General features: G+C 41.3%; 9 protein-coding genes. 6 read left to right on the top strand and 3 right to left on the bottom strand.

The features are described from left to right. Positions 1 to 44 precede the first annotated feature (44 nt). A complete protein-coding gene (mrcA, locus tag FVA72_RS00605) occupies positions 45 to 2561 on the top strand; it encodes a peptidoglycan glycosyltransferase/peptidoglycan DD-transpeptidase MrcA (protein ID WP_110592744.1) in 2517 nt (838 codons plus the stop codon). Positions 2562 to 2717: 156 nt separating this feature from the next. Here the strand turns inward: mrcA and nudE are convergent, their stop codons facing one another. After that, positions 2718 to 3269: an ADP compounds hydrolase NudE gene (nudE, locus tag FVA72_RS00610; RefSeq protein ID WP_094962884.1), complete on the bottom strand. Its 552-nt coding sequence runs from the start codon at positions 3267 to 3269 to the stop codon at positions 2718 to 2720. 325 nt (positions 3270 to 3594) lie between these two features. Here nudE and FVA72_RS00615 point away from each other — a divergent pair, with 325 nt between their 5' ends. The 4 genes from FVA72_RS00615 to pckA all read left to right on the top strand — a co-directional run bounded on the left by FVA72_RS00615 (position 3595) and on the right by pckA (position 8898). After that, positions 3595 to 5688, top strand: coding sequence for an IgaA/UmoB family intracellular growth attenuator (locus tag FVA72_RS00615; RefSeq protein ID WP_110592743.1), 2094 nt, complete (start codon positions 3595 to 3597; stop codon positions 5686 to 5688). Positions 5689 to 5752: 64 nt separating this feature from the next. Next, positions 5753 to 6163 carry a ribosome-associated heat shock protein Hsp15 gene (gene hslR / locus FVA72_RS00620; protein WP_004263168.1) on the top strand — a complete coding sequence of 137 codons (411 nt, stop codon included), beginning with the start codon at positions 5753 to 5755 and terminating at the stop codon, positions 6161 to 6163. A gap of 39 nt (positions 6164 to 6202) precedes the next feature. Beyond that, positions 6203 to 7075 carry an Hsp33 family molecular chaperone HslO gene (hslO, locus tag FVA72_RS00625; protein ID WP_004263166.1) on the top strand — a complete coding sequence of 291 codons (873 nt, stop codon included), beginning with the start codon at positions 6203 to 6205 and terminating at the stop codon, positions 7073 to 7075. A 203-nt stretch (positions 7076 to 7278) separates the two neighbouring features. After that, entirely contained in the window at positions 7279 to 8898 is a 1620-nt protein-coding gene (pckA, locus tag FVA72_RS00630) for a phosphoenolpyruvate carboxykinase (ATP) (RefSeq protein ID WP_004263163.1), read from the top strand. Positions 8899 to 8965: 67 nt separating this feature from the next. On the opposite strand, the gene FVA72_RS00635 is transcribed toward pckA, so the two are convergent. Next, entirely contained in the window at positions 8966 to 9664 is a 699-nt protein-coding gene (locus tag FVA72_RS00635; protein WP_094962883.1) for a pirin family protein, read from the bottom strand. Positions 9665 to 10142: 478 nt separating this feature from the next. Continuing rightward, positions 10143 to 11351 carry an NAD(P)/FAD-dependent oxidoreductase gene (locus FVA72_RS00640; RefSeq protein ID WP_110592742.1) on the bottom strand — a complete coding sequence of 403 codons (1209 nt, stop codon included), beginning with the start codon at positions 11349 to 11351 and terminating at the stop codon, positions 10143 to 10145. Positions 11352 to 11726: 375 nt separating this feature from the next. Here FVA72_RS00640 and pitA point away from each other — a divergent pair, with 375 nt between their 5' ends. Next, complete coding sequence (pitA, locus tag FVA72_RS00645) at positions 11727 to 13217, top strand: inorganic phosphate transporter PitA (RefSeq protein WP_004263157.1); 1491 nt, start codon at positions 11727 to 11729, stop codon at positions 13215 to 13217. Positions 13218 to 13274: the final 57 nt, after the last annotated feature.

The raw sequence follows: 13274 nt of genomic DNA on the forward strand, positions 1-13274 counted from the left end.
GTGATATCTAAACCCTCTTGTTAGCCGAGCATGGGAATTTTCCGGTGAAGTTCGTAAAATATTTTTTTATTCTTGTTTTCTGTTGCATTTTTTTGGGAACCGCCTCGATTTATGGCATGTATAAATATGTGGAAGGTGAGTTACCTGATGTAGCAACAATGAAAGACATTCGTCTGCAAATTCCAATGCAGGTATACAGTGCGGATAACGAATTGATTGCCCAATATGGGGAAAAGCGTCGTATTCCTTTACCTCTGGCAGAAATTCCTCCTTTAATGATCAAAGCGTTTATCGCCACTGAAGATAGCCGTTTTTATGAGCACCATGGGATTGACCCTATTGGTATTTTCCGTGCGGTTACCGTAATGGCGTCTTCTGGCCATGCATCTCAAGGGGCCAGTACAATCACTCAGCAGCTCGCGAGAAATTTTTATTTAAGCCCTGAAAAAACCCTGATGCGTAAAGCTAAAGAGGCATTTTTGGCTATTCGCATTGAGCAGCTTTTTACTAAAGATGAAATTATGGAGTTGTACCTGAATAAAATTTATTTAGGTAACCGTGCTTATGGCGTCGGAGCAGCTGCGTACGTTTATTTTGGTAAGACAGTGGATGAGTTGACGCTTAGTGAAATTGCGATGATTGCAGGTTTACCAAAAGCACCTTCTACATTTAACCCTCTGTACTCTTATGACCGTGCGGTAAGTCGTCGTAATGTGGTTCTTTCTCGCATGTTTGAGGAGAAATACATTACTCAAGACCAGTATGAACAAGCAAAAAATGAAAAAATAGTTGCTTCGTATCATGCGCCGAAAATTGATTTTTCTGCGCCGTATTTAGCCGAAATGGCGCGTCAAACCTTGTTTGATAAATATGGTGAAGATGCGTATACCGATGGGTATAAAGTCTACACTACGGTGATCCGTAAAGATCAGGAAGCTGCAACAACCGCAGTCCGTAATAATTTGATCGACTACGATACTCGCCACGGTTATCGCGGTCCTGCCGAGGTTTTATGGAAACAGAATGAAACGGCTTGGACAGCAGAGCAGATAGTCGAAAAATTGAAAAAAATGCCGGTTTATGGGCCTTTAATGCCTGCAGTTGTGACATCTGCAACAGCTTCAGAAGCGCAAGTGATGTTAGCTGATGGTTCGCAAATTCCTATTACAATGACCGGTGTGCGTTGGGCGCGTAAATTTATTTCAGATACTCAACAAGGTGCCGCGCCAAGAGCTGTAAATGCAGTCATGCAAGTGGGTGAGCAAATTTGGATTCGAAAAGTTAAAGATAACTGGTGGTTAGGGCAAGTACCTGATGCGAATGCGGCATTTGTTGCTTTAAATCCAAATGATGGGGCGATTATTGCGCTAGTAGGTGGGTTTGACTTCAATATGAGTGAGTTTAACCGAGTCACCCAATCATTACGCCAAGTTGGTTCGAATATTAAACCTTTCCTATATACAGCGGCAATGGATAAAGGCCTGACATTATCATCATTACTTAATGATGTACCAATTAGCCGTTGGGATGCAGGTGCAGGTTCTGATTGGCGCCCTAAGAATTCACCTCCTCGCTATGATGGGCCTATTCGTTTACGTCAAGGTTTAGGCCAATCAAAAAACGTTGTGATGGTTCGTGCGATGAGAGCCATGGGGGTGGATTATGCGGCTGATTATCTGACTCGCTTTGGTTTTCCAGCGGAAAATATTAACCGCACTGAGGCGTTAGCGCTAGGTGCGCCATCATTCACACCAATGCAAATGGTTCGTGGATATGCTGTCATGTCCAATGGTGGGTATTTGATTGACCCATACTACATTTCGAAGATCGAAAATCATAATGATGAGGTTATTTTCGAAGCCAACCCTAAAATAGCATGCCCTGATTGCACGAATATTCCGGTAATTTATGGTGATACGGAACGCACTATTGTGAGCAACGGTATTGATGATGAGTCTACCGAAGAAGTGACACAATCAGGCGATAATACCGTCATAAAAGAGCCAACAATGGAATTAACGACGGCAGCTAACTTAGACGGGAACTCTGGTGACCAATATGCACCTCATGTAATTAATACCCCACTTGCATTCTTAATTAGGGATGCGATGATGACCAATATTTATGGCGAGCCTGGTTGGTCAGGTACAGGTTGGCGTGCAGCGAGAGACTTAGGTGGTCGCCGTGATATTGGTGGGAAAACAGGGACAACTAACAGCTCTAAGGATGCTTGGTTCTCTGGCTATGGCCCAGATGTTGTTGCTTCTGCATGGATTGGTTTCGATGATAATAGGCGAACATTAGGTCGTGGTGAAGCCGGGGCTAAAAGTGCACAACCCATGTGGAACGACTTTATGAAGTCTATTTTGGCAGGGGTACCAGTGAAAACAATGAAACCGCCTAAAGGTGTTATTTCGGTCTCCATTGATAGCAGAACAGGTAAATTAGGTTCCTCCCGTCGTGAGTATTTTATTGAAGGAACTGAACCGAAAGAACATGCGGTACAAGAGGTAGGTACGACAATTTCTACGGAAGGCGGGGCCAGCCAAGAGCTATTTTAAAATTATTGTTGGTTAAATACCCATAATTAGCACCCCATTGTTGGTTTAAAACATGGGGTGTTTTCTATAGAGACGTTTAATATATCAGTAGGTTATATACCTATATTAATGATTAGTTATAGAAATAACATACAGCAGATGTAATGTTAAGTGTTATTACCTAACACTTTTTAGGTAACGTTCTAGATAGAAAAGTGCGCTAATATTCCGAGCTTCGTTGAAATCAGGGTGTTCCAGTAATTCCATCATTCGAGATATTGGCCATAGCTCTTGTTGTAGAGGTTCAGGCTCATCTCCTTTGAGTTTTTCCCTGTATAAGTCTTGAGCGATAAGAATATTCATTTTACTTGAAAAGTATGATGGCGACATCGTTAGTTTGGCGAGCTGAACCATGTGATTAGCGCCATAACCAATTTCTTCTTTGAGTTCACGCTGGGCTGCTTCAATGGCAATTTCACCGGGGTCGATAGCACCTTTGGGAAAGCCTAATTCATAGCTTTCAATCCCGACAGCGTATTCGCGAATGAGGATGAGGTTATCACCCATGATAGGAACAATAAGAACCGCTTCGCGTTTTGCGGGCCGCATTCTTTCATAGACTCGTTTTTCACCATTACTAAATTCGAGGTCAACTGATTGAATGCTGAATAATTTTGATTGAGCAACATCTTGAATATTCAAGATTTTAGGTTTTTTTAACTCTGTCATAACGATTTCCGAACAGGATGAGTGAAATCTATTGCTAAAAGCATATTTCATTGATTTACGAGACGCGTTTTACCTAGCACTGCCCGTATTTCGAAATCATCATACAACTATGACCTATATCAAAATAAAATGATAGATATTATCGAGTAGATAAAATGCTGTTAGTATAATTGGCTAAAACAAATAATACGGGTAAATAAATAAAACATTTTTTACAAGGTATTGTAATTTAAAATAAAAACTACAAATAGAATAGGAATCGGCTTATTTTTAGGAAGTGTGAGGGCTGATATGCTTTTCTTATTCATTTTTCATTGGGGAAACAATGCTGAACCATGTCATTATAACGGCTATAATTGTTATTAGCCTGACTATAATGGCTTCCTTCCTATATTTTAGGCGGGGGCGGCATTCTGGCGTCTATCAAATACCTTCTGTAGCGTCACCATCATTTAGGAAAATGATTGATTCAGATTACCAAACCATCTCCCAGTATTTAAATTATTGCGCTGCTATATCAACAAATACATCTCAGCATCCATGGCAAATCAAAAAAAACTCAATCATAGCGACAGTTTGCCATTCATTGACACGTTTTAACTTACGCCAAGAGCAAGGAAATAGTTGGCGCTATTTTATTGATACAATTGAGGTTCAGCTCCCTTCACAGCTTGAGCCTTTTTTGCAACGCCAAAATGTTATGGAAATAGTGGAAACAGACCACTTGCCGTTAATTATTTCAATGAATAGCCATTCTCTGAAAGATTTCAGTAGTGAATGGCAAACGGGTATGCCTATCGATTCAACATGGCCTGATGCGGCAATTCAAGAACGTGGCCAGCATAGTATTGAGCGATTGAAAGTTCGTAAAGAGACGAATGAAGAACATCGGTTACACCATTCTACAGGTTGGCTTGGTGCTGCGATTATCTGCCTGAGTTTTTTATTTGGTTATTTAACCCTTGTTTCGATTCCTTTATTACAGGAATCGGGATTAGTGATCACAACGATTACGTTTATTATTGGGTTACTTATTCTCTTTCGCTCTAGGATGTTCCCCCGACAATATCAAGATATTCAATGTATTCATGGCCAACCAAAGCGCTGGGAACTCTATGGCGAACTGGATAAAAAATATTCCACCAATACGTCTATTGCTGGTATTGACTTGCACTACCCTAATCATTGGACGAATTATTTAAAATACGAAGAAAACCAAGCTGTTAATATTGATTTTTATACGACGGGTGAGGTGGTCAGGCACGGTAAGTATCTTTCTTTGCATGAAGAAGAGCGTTATTACCCTTACAAACGGTTCAAAAAGAATGTATTGATGTTAGTTGGGGCTTTATTAACGATGACCCTGATATTTGCATATCAACCGATAGATTTGCCAATAAAACTGGGTTTTGCGTGGCTCGGTGGCACAGAGAAAATCAAGGCTGAGAGCCCTAATGAGCTCGCTTCCCGTCAGCTCAAAGTTGGGGATACATTAGTTGCCCAAGGAAAAGGGATGTGTTACCGCTCACCGAATTTGAATAAAGAAAACCAAGCTCAATTTGTGCCGTTTGATTGCTCTGGTATTTATTGGAATGATGTTAGTTTACAGACTGAACCTCAATCAGAGGTTGTTGAACACTCAATATCATTGCTTGATACCGTCAAAAGCCAATTGCATCCAGATAAAAACTCGACAGGAGTTAACCCAAGATTACAGCGGGATATTATGAAATCAGGGATGAATATTATCTTTGATTTTTCGGCTATCATCATGGGGACAGAACAACTGTGCCATAATTCTGATAACTGCCTAAAATTAAAAAATGCACTGACTAACCTAGGGAGTACAGATGATTGGCCTTCTTTAGTAAAGAAAGCGTCTACGGGAAAACTAAAAGGGGCTCATGTTTTATTGCGTGCTGGTAGCGCTGAGGCCTTGGAAAACATCGTGGAAGACACCATATATGATTTTATCAGGACAGAAATAGATAGAGAAGTGCGCAAAATTAATAGTCCGCCTCCTGGTGGTGTTTTATTAATTAGTGATGAAAACAAGCCTTTAGTTGATTCGATACAGGGAGCTTCTTTTAATGAGCTATCGCCATTACAGCGTTGGCAAGAGTTGCAAAGGTTATCAAATCTTCTGATCAATACACCGTTCAATATTGAAGGTGTAATTACGGATTTATCAGTAGATGCCAATGGGACATTGCAAATTGTGTTGCATGAAGAACCCAATGAAAAAGTGGTATCTCAGTATATATGTAGTGCGCTTTTTATCCTATTTTTGTTGGTGTGTGCGTTGTTAAATGGTTCGTTGATTGTGCTACGTGTTTTGAATAATAAGAAGCGTTTGCGTAATATCACAGAATATTATGATAAATGCTTTGAGGCTAATCCCCCTTCCTATCGTCGATAGCATCATCCCGGAAGTAGAGGGAGCCTCTTCTTAGTTTGATTCAGACTTATGTTGAGGAGGCCCCATGAATCAATCCATTATAGAACCTGTTCGCCTTGATAAGTGGCTGTGGGCTGCGCGATTTTATAAAACACGTGCGGTCGCCCGTGAAATGATTGAAGGCGGCAAAGTCCATTACAATGGGCAAAGAACTAAGCCAGGGAAAATTGTTGAGCTGCATGGAATCGTTAAGCTTCGGCAAGGTAATGATGAACGAACGGTTGAAATCATGCAAATCAGTAGCCAGCGCAAAGGTGCACCGGAAGCTCAGTTGCTGTACTGTGAAACGATAGAAAGTATTAATCAACGCGAGAAAATGGCACAAGCGCGTAAGATGAATGCACTGACGATGCCACATCCAGAGCGACGCCCGGATAAGAAAGAACGGCGTACCCTGTTAAAGTTTAAACAAACAAATTCTCATGAGTCGTCTTAATGACGGCCTGAGCAACAGCCCGAGCAATAGAGAGATATTATGGCAAACCAAGACTTACTCCACCGTTTTTTATTTGAACAACATTCCGTTCGTGGAGAAATGATCAGTGTTGATGAAACCTTTGAACATATTTTAGAAAACCATGACTACCCAACAGCGGTAAAAGGGTTGTTGGGTGAGTTACTTGTTGCTACCAGTTTATTGACGGCAACGTTGAAGTTCGATGGCGATATTACTGTGCAAATTCAAGGTGATGGGCCTGTTAATTTGGCGGTTATCAACGGTAATAATTTACAACAGATGCGTGGTGTTGCACGTGTCGATGGCCCAGTTGTGGCGGGTAGCACTCTCAAGCAAATGATTGGTAACGGTTTTATGGTTATTACCATCACACCGAACCAAGGTGAACGTTATCAAGGAATTGTGGCTATTGAAGGGGATTCTATCGAAGAAAGCATTGATGCCTATTTCCGCCAATCAGAGCAATTACCAACCCGTTTATTTATCCGTGTGGGTGAAGTAGATGGGAAACCAAGTGCAGGTGGTATGTTATTGCAAGTTTTGCCAGCAGCAAATGAAACAAGCCATGACTTTTTTGACCACTTAGTGCAACTGACTGCCACGATTAAAGGCCAAGAGCTGAGCACATTGGATGTGAAAGAGGTTTTACATCGTCTTTATCATGAAGAAGATGTCACTTTATATGACCCTCAATCTGTCGAGTTTCGTTGTACTTGTTCAAGGGAGCGTTGCGAAAGTACGTTAGCCACCTTACCTAAGGAAGATGTTATCGATATTTTGCACAAAGATGGGAAAATTGATATGGAATGTGAATTTTGTGGCTCACATTATGTATTTATTGAATCCGATCTTCAGGGGTTAAATAATGAGCTAAATCAGCAACTTCACTGATACGATTTAGCAACCTAATTATGTGACAAGGGTGCAATTCTGCACCTTTTTCTTATAATTTTAAAGCATTATTACGTGCTCTAAGTCTCATTATGAATTAAAAAAAATCATACATTTTCAATTCTTTGATAGCAATCGCTGTTAATTAGTCGTAAAGAATTATGATCATCCGCAGATTAGTTATGTTTACCAGGAGCAATATAATGAGCGCTAAAAGCATTACCCTGAAGGAACTTGAAAAGTACGGTATTCATGATGTAACTGAAGTGGTTTATAACCCAAGTTACGAGCTATTATTCACGGAAGAAACTAAGCCTGGACTTGAAGGTTATGAGCGTGGAACAGTAACCACTTTAGGAGCTGTTGCGGTTGATACAGGTATCTTTACTGGTCGTTCACCAAAAGATAAATATATTGTACGTGATGACGTGACTCGCGATACAGTTTGGTGGGCAGACCAAGGTAAAGGTAAAAATGACAACAAACCTATGTCACAAGAAGTTTGGGCGGATCTCAAACATTTAGTGACTGAACAACTGTCAGGTAAACGTTTGTTTATCATTGATGCATTCTGTGGTGCGAATGCTGACACTCGTCTAAAAGTACGTTTTATCACCGAAGTTGCATGGCAGGCGCATTTCGTTAAAAACATGTTCATTCGCCCATCTGATGAAGAATTAGTGGGTTTCGAACCTGATTTCATCGTCATGAATGGTGCAAAATGTACTAACCCGAATTGGAAAGCACAAGGTTTGAATTCAGAAAACTTTGTTGCGTTCAACTTAACCGAACGCATGCAACTGATCGGTGGCTCTTGGTATGGCGGCGAAATGAAGAAAGGTATGTTCTCTATGATGAACTACCTGCTGCCATTAAAAGGCATTGCATCTATGCACTGTTCTGCTAACGTCGGCGAAAAAGGTGATGTAGCCATTTTCTTTGGTTTATCTGGAACAGGTAAAACCACACTCTCTACCGATCCAAAACGTAAGTTAATTGGTGACGATGAACACGGTTGGGATGATGACGGCGTATTCAACTTTGAAGGTGGTTGCTACGCAAAAACTATCAACTTATCTAAAGAAGCTGAGCCAGACATCTATGGCGCTATCAAACGTGATGCGTTATTGGAAAACGTGATGGTGTTGGCAGATGGTTCAGTTGATTTCAATGATGGTTCAAAAACAGAAAACACCCGTGTTTCTTACCCAATCTACCACATTGAAAATATTGTAAAACCTGTTTCTAAAGCGGGTCATGCAACAAAAGTTATCTTCTTAACCGCAGATGCATTTGGTGTGTTACCTCCTGTTTCTCGTTTAACGCCTGAGCAAACGCAGTACCACTTCCTATCAGGCTTTACCGCGAAATTAGCAGGTACAGAGCGTGGTGTCACGGAACCAACTCCAACCTTCTCCGCTTGCTTTGGTGCGGCATTCTTATCACTGCACCCAACACAATACGCTGAAGTATTAGTTAAACGTATGGAAGCAGCGGGCGCGAAAGCTTACTTAGTGAATACAGGCTGGAACGGTACAGGTAAACGTATTTCCATCAAAGATACACGTGCCATCATTGACGCTATTTTAAGTGGTGACATCGAAAAAGCAGACATGATTAAACTGCCAGTGTTCGATTTAGAAATCCCAACAGCATTACCGGGTGTGGATACCAATATCCTTGACCCACGTAATACTTATGCAGACAAAGCACAGTGGGATGAAAAAGCGCAAGACTTAGCGGAACGTTTCGTGAACAACTTTGATAAGTACACGGACACCCCAGCAGGCGCTGCACTGGTGAAAGCAGGGCCAAAACTGTAATTGGTTTTGTGAATCAATAAATAATAAAGGCTCTACCAAAGTAGAGCCTTTTTTGTTGTGAAAATGATTATTCTGCTGATGGTAAGTCAAACAACAGGATTTCACTATCTTCACTTGCTTTGATGGTGAGCGCTGTTTCTTGCCAAATGGCTAAACCATCGCTGGTGGTTGCTTTTTGGCCATTCACTTCAACATTCCCTTTAACGATCTGGATCCACACGACACGTTTATCAGCGATAGCATGGGTGTGTGTTTCATTAGCAGGTAATGCCCAGCGCCACAGTTCCATATCTTGATAAATTTTTAAGGAGCCATCACGTGCATCCGGTGATAGCACCAATTGCTTACCGTCTTTGGAGTCGAACCGTTTTTGCTCATAACGTGGCTCAATGCCTGTTCTTTCAGGAATGATCCAAATTTGGTACAGATGTAGCTCTTCTTCATTGCTTGGGTTGTACTCAGAGTGACGAATACCCGTACCCGCACTCATTATTTGAAATTCACCCGCAGGGATTTGCTCCATATTGCCCATGCTGTCTTTATGTTCCACAGTACCATTGAGCACGTAGGTTAATATTTCCATATCTTTATGGGGATGTGTTCCAAACCCTTGGCCAGCAGCAATAAAGTCTTCGTTAATCACTCTCAGCGCAGAAAAGCCCATAAATTGCTCATCATAGTAGCTAGAGAATGAAAAAGTATGCCAACTGTCGAGCCACCCATGATTTGCATGACCACGTTCGTTCGCTTTGCGTAAATAGATCATCGTGTTCTCTCCTGTACGGATTTCAACCTTGGTTGAACTCGCTCTAAATGTATTGATGACAGTTTAACCAATTTATACACAGAGAAAAGTAGCTCCCATTAACCATAGGATCCAAAAAATTTGAATAAGATATAAGGTGATTGCAGAGAATGTGGTGTGAATAAAAAAATAGCCAGCGCAAGGCTGGCTAAAGTAAACACTGGAAGCAATGTGAGCAATGTCGTACTCCCTGCAAAGGGTGACTAAGTAACCCTGTTGAGGAAGTGATGATAATGATAATAGTTATCACTATCGTTTGTAAAGCATTATTTTTAACCAAAATAATATATCTTATAATTAAAACTGCAATTATATGATTTATATGAAATTAAATATTAACCATTATTTTTCAATGGATTAAGATTATTTGGCCATAAATAAAGGCCGATAACTTTAACAGAGCAATCCTGTTAAGAGTCTGGTTAAGGCCGAGTGTTTTTTAGTCGTTTTTTGCAAAAGGGAGAGGTAAGCTTTCCGCGCATGCAGCCGCGGAGCTCCATGCCCATTGGAAATTGTAACCTCCGAGCCAGCCGGTCACATCCATCACTTCACCAATAAAATACAGGTCTGGTACTTTAAGTGATTGCATGGTTTTAGATGATATTTCGTGAGTATCAACGCCACCCAATGTCACTTCGGCGGTACGGTAACCTTCCGTTCCATTAGGTTGCACCTGCCATTGGTGTAAGGTGGTGTGTAACGCTTCAATTTGAGGATGATTAAGCTGTTTTAGAGCAAACTCAGGGATTTGTCCTTGGGCTTGTAATACCTCAATTAGCCGTTTTGGTAATAATTTAGCTAAGGTATTTTTCAATGATTGATTTGGGTGCTGTTGTCTCTCTGAAACGATAAAATCATTGACGGAGATATCTGGAAGTAAGTTAATACTCACGTACTCGCCAGGGTTCCAGTAGCTGGATATTTGTAAAATAGCTGGACCAGAAAGCCCTCGATGGGTAAATAAAATATTTTCTTTAAATACGGTGCCGCTTGCCGCTGTTACCGTTGCAGGGACAGAGATACCTGAAAGTACCTGTAAGGTTTCTAAAAGGGGTTTATGTAAGGTGAAGGGCACCAGTGCTGCTCGTGTTGGAATAATAGTATGCCCAAACTGTTCCGCAAGACGATAGCCAAAAGGGGTCGCACCTAAACCTGGCATAGATAGGCCGCCTGTTGCAACGACAAGTGAGTGGGTACTTACTTGAGAGCCGTTGATCGTGACTAAAAAACCATTATCTGCTTTGTCAACGGCAGTCACCTCACTGCGTAACTTGATAGTGATATTAGGTAGATTACACTCACTTTGCAGCATATTGACGATATCTTGTGCACTATTATCACAAAAAAGCTGCCCTAAGGTTTTTTCATGATAGGGAATATTATATTTGGCCACTAAGGCAATAAAATCCCACTGTGTATAGCGAGCAAGTGCTGACTTACAAAAGTGTGGGTTTGTTGAAATGTAATTGCTGTGTTCTGCATACATATTAGTGAAATTGCAGCGCCCGCCACCGGACATCAATATTTTTCTGCCTAATTTTTTCCCGTTATCAACCACTAGCGTCTTCAAACCGCGTTTGCCAGAGTGTGAGGCACAGAATAAACCCGCTGCACCAGCACCTAAAATAATAACGTCGAAATTTTTCACAATAAGTGTCTCTATATATGTTTGATTTTAAGCGTAATTACATTGATAACTGGGATATTTTACGTCATCTCATCGGGATTGTAATGTAAAGCTTTGAGGAAGAACTGATGAAAACTATACAGGACGTATTATAATTAGAAAAATTCGTCTAAAAAAAGCAAACAACGATTATTTTCTGGAAATATCGTTAAAAAGTTTCAAAAATTCAGAATAAGTTTGATTGCTTTAACGTATTGAAAAATATGGAGTAATTGCTATGAGGTGCTTTTTTGATGGGTAGTTAAATCAAAAAAAGGTTAGATTTTGCTTCCACCGCCAGCGTTTGTCACTGATAATGCGCCGCGTTCATGTCCAACATATAATGGCTTAACGTCTATGCTACATCTTTTTACAGGTTTAGAATTTCATACAGGTCTATTATTAGTTCTGGCACTGTTATTTGTGCTGATCTATGAGGCTATAAATGGCTTCCATGACACCGCTAACGCGGTAGCAACGGTTATTTATACCAGAGCAATGCGGGCTCAGTTCGCAGTTGTCATGGCAGGGGTTTTTAACTTTTTTGGTGTCTTGCTGGGAGGGTTGAGCGTTGCATATGCCATTGTCCATCTCTTACCAACAGACCTCTTGCTTAATGTGAGCTCAGCTCACGGCCTTGCAATGGTTTTTTCATTGCTCTTGGCTGCAATTATTTGGAACCTTGGAACTTGGTACTTCGGTATCCCAGCTTCCAGTTCACACACACTGATCGGGGCAATAATCGGGGTGGGTTTAACCAACGCGATTGTGACTGATTCGTCTGTTGTTGATGCCTTGAATATACCGAAAATGATCAGTATTTTCATGTCATTAATTTTGTCTCCCGCTATCGGTTTCGTGATTGCCGGTTTGATGATTTTCTTTTTGCGCCGTTATTGGAGTGGCACAAAGAAACGTCGTCGTATTCACTTAACACCAGCGGAACGTGAGAAAAAAGATGGTAAGCGTAAGCCACCATTCTGGACCCGTACTGCATTGATTTTGTCAGCAGTTGGGGTCAGTTTCTCCCATGGTGCGAACGATGGCCAGAAAGGCATCGGTCTTATCATGCTGGTGTTAATTGGTGTTGCTCCAGCAGGTTTCGTTATGAATATGAATTCTAACGGTTATGACATCGCAAAAACACATGATGCGGTTGTCCACCTGCAACAATACTATGAAACACATAAACCAGCGTTAAACCATGCAATAGAAAATGCCCCGGCCGTTGCAGAAAGTAGTGATGAGCCTGGCGGTGAATTCCATTGTGATAGCACGCGTACTAGCGCTATTTTAAATCAAGCGCAAAAGATGCTTGATGGCATTCAAAGCTATGAAGAGCTGACGCCAGACCAACGTAACCACGCACGCCGTTTGCTGATGTGTATCTCTGATACTGCGAATGCGGTTGCGAAATTGCCAGAAACCAGTTCGAAAGATGCCAGCTTACTGAAAAAACTCAGTAATGATTTGCTGTATACCGTTGAATATGCGCCACTGTGGATCATTATTGCGGTTGCTTTAGCATTATCATTAGGCACCATGTTTGGTTGGCAGCGTGTTGCTGTGACCATTGGTGAGAAAATTGGTAAGAAAGGCATGACTTATGCGCAAGGTGTATCTGCCCAGGTGACTGCAGCAGTTTCTATCGGCGTGGCAAGTTATACTGGTATGCCAGTTTCAACAACGCAGGTTTTATCTTCTGCGGTTGCGGGGACGATGGTTGTCGATGGTGGTGGTGTACAAACAAAAACCATTAAAAGCATTGCATTAGCATGGTTATTGACTTTACCAGTGTCCATTGTGTTATCGGGCGGTTTGTACTGGCTATCGCTGTTGTTTATCTAGTCGCACTAATTTTGGCTTCATACATGAGTATGGAGCCTTTAACAGTTACATGAACAC

The organism is Providencia sp. PROV061, from assembly GCF_011045655.1.
Taxonomy (GTDB): Bacteria; Pseudomonadota; Gammaproteobacteria; order Enterobacterales; family Enterobacteriaceae; genus Providencia; species Providencia hangzhouensis.

Excerpts from the sequence above, each read along its gene's own strand:
- nudE (WP_094962884.1), bottom strand. The coding sequence starts at position 3,269 with ATGACAGAGTTAAAAAAACCTAAAATCTTGAATATTCAAGATGTTGCT.
- FVA72_RS00615 (WP_110592743.1), top strand. The coding sequence starts at position 3,595 with ATGCTGAACCATGTCATTATAACGGCTATAATTGTTATTAGCCTGACT.
- hslR (WP_004263168.1), top strand. The coding sequence starts at position 5,753 with ATGAATCAATCCATTATAGAACCTGTTCGCCTTGATAAGTGGCTGTGG.
- hslO (WP_004263166.1), top strand. The coding sequence starts at position 6,203 with ATGGCAAACCAAGACTTACTCCACCGTTTTTTATTTGAACAACATTCC.
- pckA (WP_004263163.1), top strand. The coding sequence starts at position 7,279 with ATGAGCGCTAAAAGCATTACCCTGAAGGAACTTGAAAAGTACGGTATT.
- FVA72_RS00635 (WP_094962883.1), bottom strand. The coding sequence starts at position 9,664 with ATGATCTATTTACGCAAAGCGAACGAACGTGGTCATGCAAATCATGGG.
- pitA (WP_004263157.1), top strand. The coding sequence starts at position 11,727 with ATGCTACATCTTTTTACAGGTTTAGAATTTCATACAGGTCTATTATTA.